The sequence below is a fragment of the Deltaproteobacteria bacterium genome, assembly GCA_016931625.1.
Classification (GTDB): Bacteria; Myxococcota; XYA12-FULL-58-9; order XYA12-FULL-58-9; family JAFGEK01; genus JAFGEK01.
Genome location: JAFGEK010000061.1, coordinates 15,211 through 32,889 on the forward strand (window position 1 = coordinate 15,211; position 17,679 = coordinate 32,889).

Annotated in this window: 9 protein-coding genes; 5 read left to right on the top strand and 4 right to left on the bottom strand. The window is 45.5% G+C overall.

Going from position 1 to position 17,679, the window contains the following annotated elements:
* Positions 1 to 3: 3 nt before the first annotated feature.
* A complete protein-coding gene (locus JW841_05385; protein ID MBN1960357.1) occupies positions 4 to 789 on the top strand; it encodes a hypothetical protein in 786 nt (261 codons plus the stop codon).
* Between the two features lie 9 nt (positions 790 to 798).
* Here JW841_05385 and JW841_05390 read toward each other — a convergent pair whose 3' ends face one another.
* The gene (locus JW841_05390; GenBank protein MBN1960358.1) at positions 799 to 1,161 is read right to left on the bottom strand and encodes a TraR/DksA C4-type zinc finger protein; all 363 of its coding nucleotides are present in this window, start codon (positions 1,159 to 1,161) and stop codon (positions 799 to 801) included.
* A 337-nt stretch (positions 1,162 to 1,498) separates the two neighbouring features.
* Between JW841_05390 and JW841_05395 the strand changes: the two genes are divergently transcribed.
* The gene (locus JW841_05395) at positions 1,499 to 3,037 is read left to right on the top strand and encodes a glycine--tRNA ligase (protein MBN1960359.1); all 1,539 of its coding nucleotides are present in this window, start codon (positions 1,499 to 1,501) and stop codon (positions 3,035 to 3,037) included.
* Between the two features lie 60 nt (positions 3,038 to 3,097).
* Here JW841_05395 and JW841_05400 read toward each other — a convergent pair whose 3' ends face one another.
* Positions 3,098 to 4,186: a tetratricopeptide repeat protein gene (locus JW841_05400; protein ID MBN1960360.1), complete on the bottom strand. Its 1,089-nt coding sequence runs from the start codon at positions 4,184 to 4,186 to the stop codon at positions 3,098 to 3,100.
* A 162-nt stretch (positions 4,187 to 4,348) separates the two neighbouring features.
* Here JW841_05400 and JW841_05405 point away from each other — a divergent pair, with 162 nt between their 5' ends.
* From JW841_05405 to JW841_05415, 3 genes are read left to right on the top strand one after another with little or no spacing between them, the layout of a single operon-like run.
* Positions 4,349 to 5,386 carry a rod shape-determining protein gene (locus JW841_05405; GenBank protein MBN1960361.1) on the top strand — a complete coding sequence of 346 codons (1,038 nt, stop codon included), beginning with the start codon at positions 4,349 to 4,351 and terminating at the stop codon, positions 5,384 to 5,386.
* Between the two features lie 23 nt (positions 5,387 to 5,409).
* A complete protein-coding gene (locus JW841_05410; GenBank protein ID MBN1960362.1) occupies positions 5,410 to 6,390 on the top strand; it encodes an RluA family pseudouridine synthase in 981 nt (326 codons plus the stop codon).
* A 6-nt stretch (positions 6,391 to 6,396) separates the two neighbouring features.
* Positions 6,397 to 7,317, top strand: a complete 921-nt coding sequence (locus JW841_05415) for a class I SAM-dependent methyltransferase (GenBank protein MBN1960363.1) — start codon at positions 6,397 to 6,399, stop codon at positions 7,315 to 7,317.
* Positions 7,318 to 7,346: 29 nt separating this feature from the next.
* Here the strand turns inward: JW841_05415 and JW841_05420 are convergent, their stop codons facing one another.
* Positions 7,347 to 8,603 (bottom strand): 3-deoxy-D-manno-octulosonic acid transferase, encoded by a 1,257-nt coding sequence (locus tag JW841_05420; protein ID MBN1960364.1) that lies wholly within the window; start codon positions 8,601 to 8,603, stop codon positions 7,347 to 7,349.
* Positions 8,604 to 8,669: 66 nt separating this feature from the next.
* A complete protein-coding gene (locus JW841_05425; protein ID MBN1960365.1) occupies positions 8,670 to 17,609 on the bottom strand; it encodes a hypothetical protein in 8,940 nt (2,979 codons plus the stop codon).
* Positions 17,610 to 17,679 lie beyond the last annotated feature (70 nt).

Genomic DNA, 17,679 nt, shown 5'->3' on the forward strand with positions numbered 1-17,679 from the left:
ATTATGCTGCTGCTTGCTTTGTTATTAGTAGCGGCGACAACATTTAGCGATTCACAAGAGCGCTTTAATATTTTGTTGCCAGAAGGTTGGAGTCAAACAGTAATAGCTTCTAACAACACAGATTCGGTTGCCTTTAAGAGACAAGATGACAAGTTGCTGGCAAATATCTTGATTCATGTAATGCCAGCCGAACCTAATACTTCTTTGCGAAAACTTGCAGTTGCAAGCGGAAAAATATTAACCAAAACTGCAGGGTATAAATTATTGACTCAAGGTGAGGCAAAATTGGGCAAATTAAAAGCTTTTCGTCGAAGGTATATACAAACCATAGATTTTGAAGGCAAGTGGCAAAAAATAAGCGAAGACCGCTGGGCAATCGATAATAACAATGTGTTTATGATTCATGTCGAAACACTGGCAGAATCATTTGCGCATTTTGAAGATGAGTTTAAGGCAATTTTTCAAAGTTTTAAAATTGGTGCGCTTGATGTAGCTAGCGATGATATTTTGCTTGATTCACCTATTGTTGGTCACTGGATCATGGTCAGTAATAAAGATTCATCATTGATTTTAAGGTCTGATGGTACACTTGAGAGCGATGGTAAAAAGGGCACATATACCGTGTTGGACGACAATTTGCAGATGCGTTTGTTGGTAAGCGGTTACGAGCAGCAATTCAAATGGCAATTATTTCAGAACAAACTTTTAATAATGGCGCCTAATAGTGATGAGCCATTTGTATATCGGCAAGCAACTGAGGCTGACAAAGAAGAAGATACTAAGAAATAGCCTAAGTTATTAACCGTAACTGCGTTCTTCCCTTTCTTGTTCTTCTTTGCAACGAATGCAGAGAGTGGTCACAGGTCTAGCCTCTAACCTCTTGGTGGTGATCTCATCACCACATGCTTCGCAAATACCAAATTCGTTGTTTTCTATTTTCTCCAATGCACGATCAATCTTAGAAAGATAATACTTTTCACGATCGCGAAGTCTAAAGATAAACGACTGAGAGTATTCTGCTGAAGCTTGATCGATTTCATCAGGAAGCTCATTAACGTCAAGTTGAGCTTCTTCGGCAAGCGTTTTGCTGGCCTTTTTAATAAGATCAGCGCGTTCTTTTAAAAGTAAATCTTTAAAACGTTTGATGTCTTTTTTGTTCACGAAACTTCTCTCCCTTGGATGGAAGTTGGCCCGTTCCTCCGGAGGCTCACCTTGAACCTACCATTGTAAACACCCATTGGTTAAAAGGGAACTATTATTTGTCATATGTTTTTTTGTTTTAGAATTCTCCCGCAAACTCTTTTAAGAGCTGACCATCTTTCAAGGTCTGCTTTTTTAAAAAGTAAGCCGCGGGTTTTTATAAGGAGAATCACCTTTAGGGCAAGAAAAAAAGGCAAAAGAAAAATCTTAATTATTTAAGGTAGTTATACCAAAGGTGGCAAAGTATTAATTATTGCATGTTGGATGTTGACGCTACTTGGGCTATGACGCCGCGATTATGAGCACAAAAACAGATACTTCTGAAAATGCTGTTTTAATGCAGGCTATTGTAAGTTTATGTAAACGCCGTGGGTTTGTATTTCAATCTAGTGAAATATATGGTGGTTTAAAAAGTGCCTATGATTACGGCCCATTAGGCGCTGAATTAAAACGAAATATTATGAGTGAATGGTGGCGCACTATGGTGCATGAGCGCGAGGATGTTGTCGGGCTTGATGCATCAATAATAATGCATCCCAAAGTATGGGAAGCCTCAGGGCATTTAGCGGGTTTTTCAGACCCATTGGTTGATTGCCGTAATTGTAAAGAGCGTTTTCGTGCTGATAAAGCCCCAAAAATGGACGCTGGTACAACTGTTGAATATATTGAAGGAGGTAAAAAAGGCGGCAAAAAGCTTAGTGGTGAAGTTGATAGTCGTGGTTACATTTGCCCACAATGTGGTAGTTCTGACCTATCAGATGAGCGTCAATTCAATCTGATGTTTCGCACCCAACTTGGTGCTGTTGATACTTTAGGACAAATCGCCAAGGTAATCGAAAAATATAAGGATGCTACTGGGGAAGAATTGCGCAAGCAAATCGAAGCGTTGGTGCGTGAAACAGCTGCTTATTTACGCCCCGAAACTGCGCAGGCGATGTTTGTACAATTTTTAAATGTACAGCAGACTATGTCGATGAAGGTTCCGTTTGGCATTGCTCAAATGGGGCGTAGTTTTCGCAATGAAATAACGGTTGAACATTTTATTTTTCGTTCAATTGAATTTGAACAAATGGAAATGGAATACTTTGTCGAACCAGGTACTCAAGCTGATTGGCTTGAATATTGGCGAGTGCAGCGTCTTAATTGGTGGAAACGCTATGCCAATGATAAAAACAAGTTTCGTACCCGGGCGCACGAAGGTAATGAATTGGCTCATTATGCTGATGCTTGCTACGATATCGAATATGAATATCCCTGGGGTTGGGGTGAACTTGAGGGTGTAGCTAGCCGCACAGATTATGATCTGAAAAAACACCAAGAATTTTCTGGAGCAAAACTTAGTTATTTTGATCAACAAAAGACCGATCCGGTAACGGGTAAAAATGGATGGCGTTATGTGCCATATGTTATCGAACCCGCAGCAGGTGCTACACGTGCAGTGTTGGTTTATTTATTAGATGCGTATCAAGTTGAGCCAGTACCTGGTGGTAAGGGCGAGGATTCTACGAGGGTAGTACTACGTTTACATCCACGTTTGGCTCCGATCAAAGCAGCAGTTTTGCCACTAGTAAAAAAGGATGGTTTACCAGAGATAGCTCGTGATTTGGTGTCGCGCTTTTTTAAAGCGGGGATAAATGCAAAATATGATGAACAGCATGCTATCGGCAAACGCTATCGTCGCCACGATGAAGCTGGTACGCCATATTGTATCACCATTGATGGCGATACTAAAACCGAAGCTTCTGTAACTATTCGTGATCGCGATACTATGAAACAAGAACGTATTCCTTTAGATTCTGTTCTTGAGATAGTGCAAAAACGATTGGTTGAAGCTTAGAGCATCTTCGGCTACGGTCTGTCGTGTCTAAAGCTACGCTCACTTCAAAAGGAAACTACTCTAAGGTTTTTTTAGATGTCTCGGTTGTAAATGCTCAGCCGCTTCTTTTATTAATTGTTTATTATTAAATTTTTTTGCGGCCCAAGCAATTTCTTGCCAGACTTCATCAGAGTCACTGATTTTTTCTGCAAGCTTAACTAAAGTTGTAAGAGCTTTACTATCTCCTTTGCGAATAGCTAATTGTGTTTGGCGAAAACGCACATAAGGATGCTCTGGTGAAGTCGCGCTGACTTTATCTATTAAAACTGCCGCTTCTTTAATTTGATTTAGTGCTAACAATGCCCCAGCAGCTCCTAACAAGATAGCCCCATCGTCGCTGTGTATACTTAGTAGTAATTGGTAATCGTTAAGTGCACCTTTGGCATCTTTAGATAATAGTCGTATACGTGCTCGAGTTTTTAGAGCACGGCTATATTTAGGGTTAATTTCTAAGGCTCGATTCAAATATAATAAGGCACTATCTAATTGACCCAGACCAGCTTTTGTCTGCGCTAATAAATGTAAAGCTTCTACATTTTTTGGTTCAGCTTTTACGACTTGTTCAAGTTGAGCATCTGCTTTGTTAAATTCACGATTACGCAGCAAAGCATACCCGAGATTTTGACGTATGTTATGCTCGTTTGGCTCTAAATTAAGCGCGTTTTGCAGATTCGAAATTGCTTCTGGATATTTTTTTAGTATTAACCAGGTAAGCCCAAGCTGATGTATTAATTCAACATCGTGAGGATTATTACTTAGCCAGTCTTGATATACGCCAATGGCCTCATCGTAGTTTTTTGTTACATCATAAATGCTTGATAATTCAACAAATAGTTCCCGATCATAGCTGCCTAGCGATCGAGCTTGTTCATATTTTAGAAGGGCTTGCTGATTTTCATTTTGGCTAGCCAGCGCTCGCCCCCAAACGATAAAGGCTTCAGGTCGGTTGGGGTTACTATTAACCGCAGTAGCTGCAAATTCAATAGCTCGTTGTAGTTGTCCCATTCTGATGAATGAATTTGCTCTTGCTACTAGGCGATCGTAATCAGACTCATTGGCATAGCTTGGTAGGTTAAAGGCGAACACAGCAAAAAATAGGAAGAATTTCATGGCCATCGCAACTTATGTCCTGCTAATAAGCAAGTGCAATGTCTTTATCACTTGAATTATTGCTATGCAAAGCATGATTTAGACTTGCTGGCTATCTTTTTTTTAACTAAAGGCGTGAAAACTCTTGACTTTTAACGTCTTTAACCGTTTTCTCTCGCGACCATGTTCGAGTCTTTATTAGGTATTTTTTCTACAGACCTTGCTATTGACCTAGGGACGGCTAATACCCTCGTCTACGTACGCCGACAGGGTATTGTACTAAATGAGCCTTCGGTAGTGGCGATATCAAAATCTGGTGCTTCTCAACGTATTCTCGCTGTGGGCGTTGAAGCCAAACGTATGCTAGGCAAAACGCCTGGTAATATTGTTGCTATTCGCCCTATGCGTGACGGGGTAATAGCTGATTTTACTATTACTGAAGCAATGCTTAAGTATTTTATTAATAAAATTCATAATCGGCGACATTTTGTACGCTCACGACTGATTATTTCAGTTCCGGCAGGCATTACTAATGTTGAGCGTAAAGCAGTACGTGAAGCTGCAGAAAATGCCGGAGTTCGTGAGGTTTATCTAATTGAACAACCAATGGCGGCTGCAATTGGCGCTGGTTTACCGGTGCGTGAAGCTCGCGGCAATATGATTGTTGATATTGGGGGTGGCACTACTGATGTTGCCGTAGTTTCAATGTCAGGTATGGTTACTAATTATAATTTAAAGGTAGCTGGCGATAAATTCGATGAGGCTATTGTTAGTTATGTACGTCGTCATCATAACATGATGATTGGTGAGCGTACTGCTGAAGATATTAAAATTCGTGTTGGCAGCGTATGGCCTTCACCAGATGGTAGTGAGCCGACCCCTATTGATATGAAAGGGCGTGATTTAATTAGTGGTGTACCAAAATCTATTGAAGTTACTAGTGCTGAGATGCGTGAAGCATTAGCTGATTGTACTCGTGCAGTTCTCGAAGCCGTCAAAGCTACACTTGAAAAAACTCCGCCCGAACTTGCAGGTGATATTTCTGAGCGAGGTATTGTATTAGCAGGTGGTGGCGCACTGCTGCGTGGTTTGGATACTATGCTTCGTGAAGAATTAGGTATTCCAGTTTTTATTGCAGATGAACCCTTATTGGCTGTTGCTAAGGGTGCTGGTATGGTGCTTGAAGATGTGACAGGCTATAAACAACTACTTATTAATTAGCCCTAATGCAACGTTAATTAAAAGTGGACAACAGATTACGGCTTGTAGTTAGCAGCGAGCAAGCAGGTATGCGGCTCGATCAATTAGTAGCACAAACGGCAAAGGTGTCTCGTCGGGTTGCAAGGATATGGATATCAACCAAGCGAGTTTTTATCGGTGGGAAAACCGTACGCATACTAACCAAGCCAGTTAAATTGGGTGCATTAGTTGAAGTTGTTTTTGACAATTCGCAAGCAGATAAATTAGTTTCATCTGCAATGGTTAAAAAACAAAGTTTGCCACAAGAACAAAAAAATAATCATGTATTAAGACAACAAGCAGCAGTTTTATATATCGATCGTTATTTAATAGTTTTTGATAAACCAGCAGGATTACTTACCGAACATGACCGTTTCGGTAGCCCATCGTTAGAAACTCTGGCGCCGTTGGTATTAGCTGATGCCGGTGAACAAGGCAGACGAACAAAGATTTGGCTGGTTCATCGACTTGATGCTGGTACTAGTGGTGTTGTAATCGTTGCCCGAACCTCGCTAGCTGCTAGTCGTTTAAATGAAGCATTTCGTAGTGGTGAAATTAGCAAAACGTATTTAGCTTTATGTCAAGGTACATTTACCGATAAGCAGATGGCAGATTATCCGATTGCCAGAGCGGCTCGTACTCGCCATACAGTTAGTATAAATGGCAAACCAGCAAGAACAGAATTATGTGGTATGGCTTCAAATAGTGAGGCTAGTTTAGTGCAAGCATCGCCTTTAACTGGCCGTACTCATCAGATACGTGTGCACCTTTCGCATCTTGGCCATCCGTTGTTGGGAGATAGTCTTTATGGCGGTCCGATGTATACAGAAGGCAGTGAGCCTATTGCTATTGCTCGACCAATGTTACATGCAGAACGAATAGAATTTAATCATCCAATTACCAGAGTAAAAATGATGATCAATGCTCCAATACCTGATGATTTTAAACAATTAAGCAAGTATCTAAAACTAACTTTGGGGAATTAACTTATCATGTATTTTAAAAATGCTAATCAGGGCACTGTCAGGTCAGAGAGTAAGCTAGTTTCAGAAATGAAACTGTTAGAGAAAAAAGCTAGGGCCGAAGCAAAGTCCGTCGCCAACCAATCTAAGAGTACTATAACTATTACAGCAAAAAATGCTGATCGTTTTGCTTTATACGAAAAAGCGGTGCAAGCGCCTAAAGCTGAAATTCACTTTATCAATCGTATTTTTCGTAAAACTAATGCCCACATTCCATTAATATTACGAGAAGATTTTTGTGGTACAGCATTGCTATGTAGTGAATGGGTGAAAAGTCGTTCTGACCGACGTGCAATCGGACGTGATCTTGATAAACCAACGCTTGATTACGGCAAGCGTACCCATCTTGCCAAGTTATCGAATGACGCCGCTGCAAGAGTGCGTTTAACTTGTTGCAACGTTTTAGCAAAAGCCGAAGTAACCGTTGATGTTGTAGCTGCTTTTAATTTTTCATATTGTGTTTTTAAGAAGCGTTCGGTGATGTTGCAATATTTTAAACAAACACGATTAGCATTAAAAAAGGGTGGGGCTTTTGTTCTTGATATTTATGGGGGCACTGATTCGCATAAAAAACTCATAGAAACCAAGCGTATAAAAGGTGCGACTTATGTGTGGGATCAACGTGTATATGACGCCATAAGTGGGGAAGCATTACGCTATATTCATTTTCGTTTCAAAGACGGTTCTGAAATCAAACGTGTATTTACTTATGACTGGCGTATTTGGTCGCTGCCAGAACTCAAAGACCTTCTAAAAGAAGCTGGTTTTAGTCAAATTGATGTGTATTGGGAGGGCTCAGATGCCAAAGGTGGCGGTAATGGTATTTTTAAAAAGGTGAACAAAGCTGCCAATGAGCAAGCTTGGATTGCCTATATAGTTGCATGGTGGTGAAATAATTTGCAGGCTAATAGTATTTCTATTTACAGCAAACCCAAAATAAGCTCAGCGTTGCGTTTTGCTGCGCCACGAATTTTTGAAACCTGAGTGCGAGCCAATTCGCCTAGTTCATTGCGATAACTTTCACGTTCGATTAAATCAGATAAGATACGTGTTAATTGTTTACTGCTAGCTACCTGCAAACCGCCTCTACCTAGCAATGCTTGAACGGCATCGGTAAAATTTTCCATATGTGGTCCAAATATAACCGGTTTGCCGCAAGCAGCAGGCTCAAGAATATTTTGGCCGCCGCGGGTAATAAAACTTCCACCAACAAAAACACTATCAGCCAAACTGTAGCAGGCTACCAATTCTCCTATCGTATCAATAACTACTACATCACTTGAAACTGCAGGTGTTGATGAGTGAGTGCGAGCCTTTAAGTTTCGACGTTGGGCTAGTGAGATTATACGACTAGCTCGTTCAGTATAACGAGGCGCAATAACTAATTTAAGTAAAGGATGATTTTTACGTAGGGTAACATAGACATCTAGCAATAATTCTTCTTCACCTTCATGGGTGCTGCCTGCTACCCAGATATGTGATTTTTCAGGAAAGGCTAGAGCTTTTTCTAATTCTTGAAGTTGGTTGGCCGAGACTTCTATTACCAGGTTATCAAATTTTGTATTGCCAGTAATAACTATACGATTTACAGCAACTCCTAACCTTTGGGCACGCTCAGCTTCATATTCATCGCGCATTAATAATAAATCAAAGCGTTCAAGTAAGTTGCCAACTAAGGCAAAGAGTATGCGATAATTTGAGATACGCTCAGCAGAAAATCGGCCATTGTGTAATACTAAGCGAGTACCAGCGCGATGTGCGCTATCAATTAATTCAGGCCATAGTTCTGTATACTCTAAAACTAAAACGTTAGGTTGTAGTTTGTTAATGGTTCGTTTAACCGGACCCATTAAATCGTAGGGTGCGTAAGTAATAGTCGAAAAAACCTGGCCGAGTTTTGCTGCCATAGCATGGCCACTGTTTGTAATAGTAGTTAGCGCAATATTTACTTGTGGCTGCAATTGTCGTAATTCAAGCGCTAAAGGTTTAAGGGCAAGTATGTCACCGGCTGAAGCCCCATGTAGCCATATGCGCGGTCCCTTAGTGAAATTCGGCCATGAAGCAGGATGTAGGCCAAGGCGACGTTTTATACCTGAGCGCAACTTGGGATGAGCAAATAATAACGGCCAAGCAAAACAAAAAAGTGAATAAGCTATTAAACGACGTATAAACCGCATTGTTCGCTTGTACGCCTATAATGCTACGAAGGTCTATAAGCAATTTTGATCAATTCGATCAGATCCTCATAGTTGATAGCTAACTATAAGCAAGATATCGCGTAGCTTATTGGGATCGAATAATGTACCGCTGCCCGAAGCTGCAGCGAGATTGCCGGCGTCACTGGCGATGATACTGTGCTGCTGCTTTAGACCAGCAGATAACGCGGTGCCTAATGTTGCTGTAGGCAGACCTCCCAATGGATCACCCGGGCTTGGTGGGCTTGTAGGATCTGAGAAACCGGTGACGGCTGTGCCATTCATCGTGAGCGACACAGAGCCGATAGGGCTACGCTCAGTGACTACAAGCACCATCGTGGCGCTAGTTGCACGCAGGGCCTGACCTTGCAAGAACAATGGGAAATGCCGCTCACCAATATCTATAGTCACCGGTGTGCCGGCTGCAGCTTGCACAAGCCGATTAAAGGCACTCGAGAATTCCTGTCGTAAGCTGAGTACCCGCGTCAATGTATTGTTGCTGAGGAAATTCAGTAAGCTTCCTTCGAGCATAGCATTTTGTGACTCGACCTGCTGTCGCAAGATGCCATCTTCTTCGGTCGTGTAGCTGATATTGAGTATGACATCATTGATGCTCTGATAGTCAAACGGCCGGAAATGTGCCGGTAGCTCCAGACGCCACTGACTTACCGCACCGGCACCCTCAAACGGCATATACCGCTCGTCACGGAAGTTAAGCTCGAAGACACCTGCATCACCCTGAGCCGTACTAGTGGCCATTGAGGTTGTCCGGTTCGGCGGTACCTCGAATAGATTTGCGGCTCCGAGAGTTGCATCGCGGCGAATAAAGCTTCTAAGCAGCGTCAACTTAGTGCTTACATTGGTATAAGGCCCGGTGATACAAGGTATAGTCAGACGCACGCCACGAATGCGACGACGGTAGTGACCCGGATAGAAAAGGTCAAAGTAGAACTCGGGCAGCATAAACTCACAACTGCCCAGCTCCTTTAAATTAATGAGCGCTTGCGGGTCAATCTGCGCGAGGGAGAAGCTCTGATTAACCTCGCATTGGCGGGGATTGGTTTCGATGAACTTCCTTTCCATGTTGTGCAGCGCCAACATAAGCCGCTCGCCGGCTAACAAGCCCGAGTGTGATGCGTCCCACTCGCCGCCGACCAAGACATTGCTATCCGCCGGTCGCTCAAAGCGATAGGCCTGCTCGGCTAATTTGGCCATGGCCAGGGCATTATTGTAGGCCTCGCGGAATAGTTGTTTTAGAATTCGCGATAAATGGGTATAAAGCCCGAGGTTTGAGAATTTATCTTTATAAAATTCCATTACCTCATTGTGTTGCGCAATGGCCTTTTCGTGCAGCGTAAGTGCACGGGTGACAATCTCTTTGCGTAGCAAAGAAACCTCAAGCTCTTTATTAATGACTTTAATATCATGCTCTGCCGTCTTCTTTTGATACTTCCAACCTTCCTCGCGTCGCTCGAACCCGGCGACAATTCCAGATATTAAGGCGACACTATCACCTACATCAGCCAGCCTATTCATGACTTTCGACCAGGCGGTGGAGCTCATACCAACCTCGAGGCCGCCGTATTTCATGGCAAACGGTGATCCTGCTTGCGGAATTAAATGCGCTATCCCTGCTACGGTATCGGTTATGGATGCAGCAGTTTTTAACACTGACGCGGTAATTCGTGCCGCCGTCTGTGTGATTTCAGCCGCGCTAAGGCCAGAGGAGATAAGCTCATCGTAGTAATCATGACGATATTGTGCACCAGCCAGACGTCGGTTGATGATCTCGATACTATCCTCGGCAATTGTAAGCTCGTTTTTCTTCACTTCGGTCGTTAACGCCAGAATATTTTTCTGATGCACGTTGCGCAGCTTGGTTAATTCTTCAGCGTCGTGTTTCTCAATAGCTGATAAAAGCGCTCCGCCGAAACTTTGTACGATTGCCGTGTAGCCCTTCGCCTTATCAATAAGATAACGGAAGCGGTATGGCGGTAGGTTTCCTCCTGCAGCAGTAAGTATGTCCTCGAGGCCTAATCCTGCAGCCTTGCCACCTACAAGCAGGCCGGGATCGATCGGCGGCGCAAATAACGGCAATTGGCGCACGACACCTTCTATATCCATGCAATGTCGCAACTTAAACAATCTATCGGCAACACGATCCCAATATCCCAACATGTGCTCATTACCCGGAACGCAAAAGATGGGGTTGATTTGTCTAACAAACGTGTGGCCCCAATCGAAAATCGAGCCAATACCCGGATGTAGAATGTCACGGGCCCAATCGGCAACTGTGACATCTCTTGCAATATCCGTATTTGTAATCGCTATAGTATCGGCGTTGGTTGTGGCTCGCACCGCAGTATCTTTGATGCTTGCCGGAATAGAGGCCATCAGCATCTGAGCTTTATTGGGGGTGGGGGCGGCAAGCACCTCTACTGCTGTCGCGTTTGCCTCCATAGGCGCGGCTTTAGCATACAATATAGATGTCTCTCGTGCTGCGCGCTTATCCGATAGCATAACCATTTGATCTACAGTTTTCGCAAAGGATGCTGCGCGCGAGTGACTTGCTATTATCGACTCCATTTCCATCAAAAACTCAGAGCCGTCACTTAAGGCGTCGCGTATCTTCGGAAAGACTTTGGGGCTGAGTGCGCCTTCACCGCAGTCACCGACTAAGACCGGTCGCTCACCTAAAATATCTTGCGCAGTTACATACTTGAGCGTGGCCTCACGCAGATACTCGGGGTTAAGCTGAGAAAAGGCCTGAATGAATAAATGATCGCCCCAGTCAAGCAGATTATCTACGTACTTCATAATAATTGTTTTTTGATAAGCGCTAAGACGTAATCGCGCGATCGCATGTGGATTGAAGGGGTCGCGCCGATACTCTTCTATTGCCGCGGCATTGGTAAGCTGTGCTCTTAATGACTCGAGCCCCAGCCCGCGAAACTCGCGATAGCGCCAGGCGCGGTCCAGCTCGCGCCGCTGCCGCTCTTTTGCAGAAAGACCGGGTGGTAGTCCGGTGATCGTTTCTGCTGCCGTGGGGTCGAAAATATTGTGGTACCACTGTTGTGCTTCTTCGTATTTACCCTGGCTATTAAGGTGATTAGCGATCAGAAACGGGATGTGGAAGAATATCTCGCGTAAGTATACCCCCATTGGTCCGCTAAAATCGAGGTCACCTGTATGCGTGGCATTGTGTACCCTGGAATTAACCAGCGTCAGATCTATGCTGTGCTCGCTAAGATCAAGCTGGGTTTGAGTCGCTAGTAACTCTTCGAGTCCGTGATTAAATAAAATATCGGCGATATCTTCACTTATGCTCGTATTGAGCCGACGCAGGTGATATTTACTGTCGCTTCTGACGTCCTCTTGCAAATAGAAGGCATCACTACTGGTCTGAATAATAACGTCACCGACCGAGCCGTTGACTACATCAAGGGTGGTGCTGATAGGAACGGTGGCGACTTGGCTGCCATGAAACATATCTTTTAGATAGTCAGTGATCATTTCATGCCACTGTGGCCCTGTCCATGTACCCGGTTGGCTACCTGCAAGCGGAAAAGCAAGCGATGTCTCGTATTGCGTGACACGAGCTTCGTCGAGCAACAGCGACGCGTACGTATACGTATCAAAGCAGGGGAGCTTGGGTGTCATAGTATAAAGCGATCGCTGGTTAGTCGTAGCTCTTGACCACACCAAGCGCGAGGGCAATAGAGCGGTGAGATCAAACTTACCCCCGCTAAATATCCATATCAGTATAAATATCGCCGGATTAAGCCATGACACGCCATAGTCGACCGGATCTTCAAGCTCAAAGCGAGGACCGATACACAAGCGATACAAGTCAACGGATGACCACAATTGGAAATCTAGTCCGCGCAGAAATAGCTGTTTACCGCTGGCGGGGTAAAGTTGGTTCCACCGGAAACCTCTAAGGGTATAGTCCTCTTTGGGAACCTCGTGGGGCCTGTCGTCATAAAGCGGCTCGAAGTTGCCGAACAAAGGGATGCCGAAAAGATTTGTGCTGCCGAAGTCCTTAGAAACAATGGGGTCGAGGATAACACCATTGTCTTGGTATGACTGGGGAAAAACCGCAGGCCCGAATGGGCTTTCTTCGAGGGCAATGTTTTGCGGTGTGGTCCAGCTACCATCGATATTGCGACGGCTGAATTCTACAAAGGCGCGGTGTTGATAGCCCACAAATTGGTTTCCACTGTCCACGAGCTTATTTAATGATCTTGTGACATAGCGGATCCAGAAGATATAAAGCTGGCCGTTGTGTACTTGGGGGGAAACTTTGCGGACCGGTATTTGGATATCCAGTTTAACCCATGGGCTATAATGCGTTGCGCGGCTGTCGCTGGTTGCACCATAGTGCGCATTTTCAATGCGGCGATAATAATACACAGGCGGACCATCGGTAGTTACTCCAAACAAGTGCAGGGCATCACTCTGCTTGTCTTCATCTTTCTCGTGATATGAGCCGGCAATGGTAAGATGAGAAAGCTCGGCAAATCCCCGTAAGTATCTACCGTAAGCTTCGAGTATAGCTTCATTAGTTACTTCTTTAGCCAGGAGATCTTCTTCCAGCGCTTTAAAAAGCGGTGTTTTATTATCGCGCAGCTCGGGCTCAATATAGTTTTCGGGATAAAGAAAGATCTTACGATTAGCCTCCCACACCCGGTAGTTTTTACGCCATGACCATTCATCGGTGGGGATACTTTCAGGCAATACGTGCACCGGATTGCTGTGACCAGGCGGCGTTTCTTCGAAATTCATCAGACAGCGGTGCACATATAGCTGAACGCTATCGATAGCACTGGCAACGCGCGACGTACGGACGCAACCCTCAAGCTCTACGTCGAGTAAAAAGTAGTGGTAGAGGTCGGAGACTTCGTCAAACTCAGGAGCGCCGGAGTGCACTAGATACGCAAGCAAACCATCACGGCGGCGAGACAACAGTCGATCGCGAAACGGCTCGATTTTTTTCTGCCATTCGTCTTCATTTTCGTACTTGGCGCGGAATGCTGTCTCAAGCGCATTACTTGCTGTCGCTAGATCGTCATAACTGACAGACTGGACGAGCTTGAGGGCAACACCACCGAGGCCCACATGCTGTGCCAATGTCACTGCGTCGAGCATTTCTTGCAGCGCTTCGAAGGGAGTCAAGCTAAGAGTTATTTGGCTGTGAATAGACTGCAAAAGCCCCACATCACATTTAAGCGCGGCTGCTAATTCTTCTTGATTAGCATTGTTAAAATGCGCGGTCGCAGAGAAAGCTTGAAGTATGGCCGGTAAATCGGGTGCGGCTTCGCTTCGCGAGATCCAAGGTGTAACGAGCTTGCGGAATAACTCAATACGCCGAATAACAGAGGTGGAAATTGTGCCAAAATCACTAATGCCGAACAAAGCGGCCTGCGCACGCACAAATTCGAGGGTGTTTTCGTCAAACACTGATGTTTCGGCAAAAAGTATGGTGAGCGGCTTAAGAGCTGCAAGCAACTCGACGATGTGCTGCGGCGGAGTTACGTCTTCACGTAGCTCACGAAAATAGGCATCGTCATTGAGGTCGACACCAAGCATGGCAATTAAGCTTGTTGCCGTTGCCGGTGGGGTATTGAGCTTTGCCGGTAGCAACGACAACAAAATGGCCTCACTGTGATAAGCTTTTACCAAGTCTAACAGGTCGTCTGCCAGGGCCGGATCAACAGCCGGGGGTAGCGTAAGAGCTGCATTAGGGTCAAACCCACTCGCCAAGCAATAGCTGCCCTCAGTGTCAATTGCTTCGAATGCGATTGGGTTTAAGGCAATGATAGCCCGCGATTGCTCTTCGGTGATCGCAGCACCAGTAGCACCTGGAGCTGTGGTAGATAAAAATGCAAAGACGGTATCGGCGAAAATCAGCAAACCGCCTTCTTGCGTTTGTGTTACCAGCTCTTGCGCCAAAGCTTGTGGGCGTGTTGCTGCCGGCTGCATAGCAATGACCGCGGTGAGTGCCGGCGTCGTGGGCTGTACTATCGTGGCAAGCTCAGCAATACTCCAAGCAGTAGTTTTCCACCATGCATGTAGATCTATTAGGGCCTGTAAGTTGTCGAGGTTTTCTATGTGCGCGGAGGCGATTTCAGGAGCAAGTGCTGTAAGCGCAAACAGCTCGGGAATGCTTACTCTCAATAACTTGGCAAGACGCGCGTGCCTATATAAAAGTGAAAGATTGTTATGGCTTAATGCGAATTTTTTATCGTTGTCATCGCTCGAGCTCAAATCAATGCCTAAAGCCTCGGCAAGCCCGGTTATAAGCTGTAACAATTGGTCTTCATCAACTCCCAAGCCGGCACGTAGTCGGTGGAGATTGGGGTCAACATCGGTTGGTGCTACAGCGCATAATGCGGGATGCAGGAATGTAGCTCCTGCCTGTGGTAGCGTGCCGCCCTCTTCTATAAAGCGCTCTTGATTGAAGAGCCGATCGAATAGAGGTGTTGTTAGACGGGCTACCAGTGACAAAGGTTGTGGATATGCAAAAGGTGCGTTGTCATCAGTGCTGCTCGTAGTCGCTGGTATTTCGCGAAGAACCGGCTGTCTTGGTAGCAGCGACCATAGTGCGGTGAGCTCTTCGACACTGATATTTTGGGTTGCCTGCAGACGGTGCACATGTGCTACTGCGCGCACGGTTATTGTAGTGATTCCTGAGCCAATTCCCGCCTTATCGATATGAGATAGAACGAGGTCGAGCTCGCCCATACGCCATCCGGTGGCACGCCACAGCCGTATAAACCGGTGCATGCGATCAAGCGCGCCACGCGTCAGGCTCTGCACATATTCGATATCGTTCTGAATACTCTCAGAGCTGCGTTTCTCACCACGAATTCTGATGACCGGTCCGCTGGCAATAACAAACTTAGTGAGAATTAGCTCACCAAGCTCGTTACGGTTAATACCCATTGGTTTAAGCAGTGTTTGCGCATCAAGCTTAGTAATAGTGCCTGCTGACTCAGTAAAGGCGATGCCGTACACATTGCGCAGAAAGCTAAGGTTTGAGTTTTCTTGAGTAATGAGCTCGTAATCTTTTGGCGGCAGCGATAAGCGCAAGCGCGCTAAGGCGTCGCCGGTAGCATTGCCGGCTTCTGCTAAATCGCCGAGGTTTCGTTGGAAGTGATCTAAATATACAAGCAGTTGCTCGAAGGGTAAGTGTAAAGGTTGCTTGAAGCTATCTACTTTAGTCGTCAGAGTATCCTTATAAACCTTGGTTGCGACGGCAGATCTATCCGCGTAGCTGCCGGTATAGCCGGCATCCCTGGCGACGGCGTTCTCCAAGACTTCATTGATGATGGTCAAATAGGGAATAGGCTTGTTCGTATTCTCGCAGGTAAGCTCTAACGTCCACAGATCAGGCCGTCGTATTTTAAGATTGAGAGCATGGGTTGGTTTGGAGGCGAAAAACTTTTGCGTGATATTGTCGTCGACAAAGCACATAAGGTCGACAAAGTATGCTGCAGGGCTGAGAATAGATTGGCAGTGTTTGCAGTTGCAGTAGCTTTGATTGCCGAAAAAATCTGCGAAGCCTGGGATCTCTTTTAAGTAGCCCGCGATCTCAGTGCTGATATTGCCGACTGCAGTATCGGAAAAACCACCATTAATAACGTCGATAACCGTGCCGGCGTGACCGATGATTCCGGTGGCTATGGATTTAGCTTTACCGCGATAATTAGTTGCTGCGGCGAGCGCCAGGCCCGTACGCGCTGCAATAGTTTCCGGATTGCTTATTGCCAGAGAAAAAGCTGATGCATAGCCGCCTACTACTAGGGACTCTGCGTCTATGATGTCATTAGTTACCGCCTGAGCCCGTTGGTAGGTGCGTGCAGTAGCAAGCACCATGGCCTTGTCAGTATCCGATGCACCCGCGGCAAAGGTAAGCCCGCTAATTTCGTCGCTGCGAGTCGTAAGATCGACGCCAAGTACATCTTCATTATCCGCAAAAAAACGATTGACGAGCTCGATACGACGACTTACTTCGCGGTCGCGCTCGTTATGTGACAGTGACATATCATCAAGGAGTCTGGCCAAGCGCATTCCGGCATAGCGGTTAGCGAGGCGTACGACGGCAAGGTATTTATTTTCAAGCTGCTTAAGCTCGGATGCAGCAACACCCTCGGTTTTTAACACGCTAAAATTTTGCGTGCCCACCAACGCGAGGCCCGGGTTGAGTTCGCGCAGAGCTTCAAGCCCGGAGTTGTATTTGAGTGTTTCAGTAACTTTAACCTTGGTTAAGGCACTCGCTATAGTATCGGTGGGAAATAGCTTCTTTGTCTTTTTTTCGAGGAGATCCGCATAGGCTTCAACAGAGATATTACCGGGTGGCTGGGTCTTGCTGTCCTTGATGATCTTGATCCACGCAGCTTTATCGTTATTAACGAGCGTGCGGACGTTACCACCGATTGCTTTATGAGCAGCTTCGACAAGCTCGGGCCGCTCGTCGAGTAAGTTATATAACGATGCCGCCTGCCCAGTTACTACAGCATCGGATTTTTTAAGCTTGTTTTCTGCGACCAATGCTGCAAGCTTTTCGTTAGTAATGTCAGAAACTTTGTTTATCTCTGCAGTCAGTATTTTTGCCGTGTTCTCGTTAATACCTACTGCATCACCGAGGCGATAAAGACGCGCAAGGTCGAGGTCACGACGAAATTCCGGATGAAACGCTAACGGTATATCGAGCCCCAGGGCTTCGGCCAGGGTGGCATCGGGTTTTTCGCCGACCGTGGCAGTTTTTGTCGTGGCTTTGGTGAAGGCATCTAGCTCACGCTTGAGCTCAGCATCAGTAGCAAGCTTGCGGTCCTTTTTAACAACCTCGCTTACTGCTGCCAGCGTTGCTTCGCGCAACTTGGTTGTCTCCACGGCGCGGCTTACAGGTATTTTGATTTTGTCAATTACTGCACGCAGCTTATCAGAGCCCGTTGCTAGGCGGGCTTTAGCCGGGTGCGCGTTCAAAAATTGCTCAGGCCGATTAACCGTTTATAGTTAGTTGAAATATCAAGATAATTTACAAAAAGTACACGTA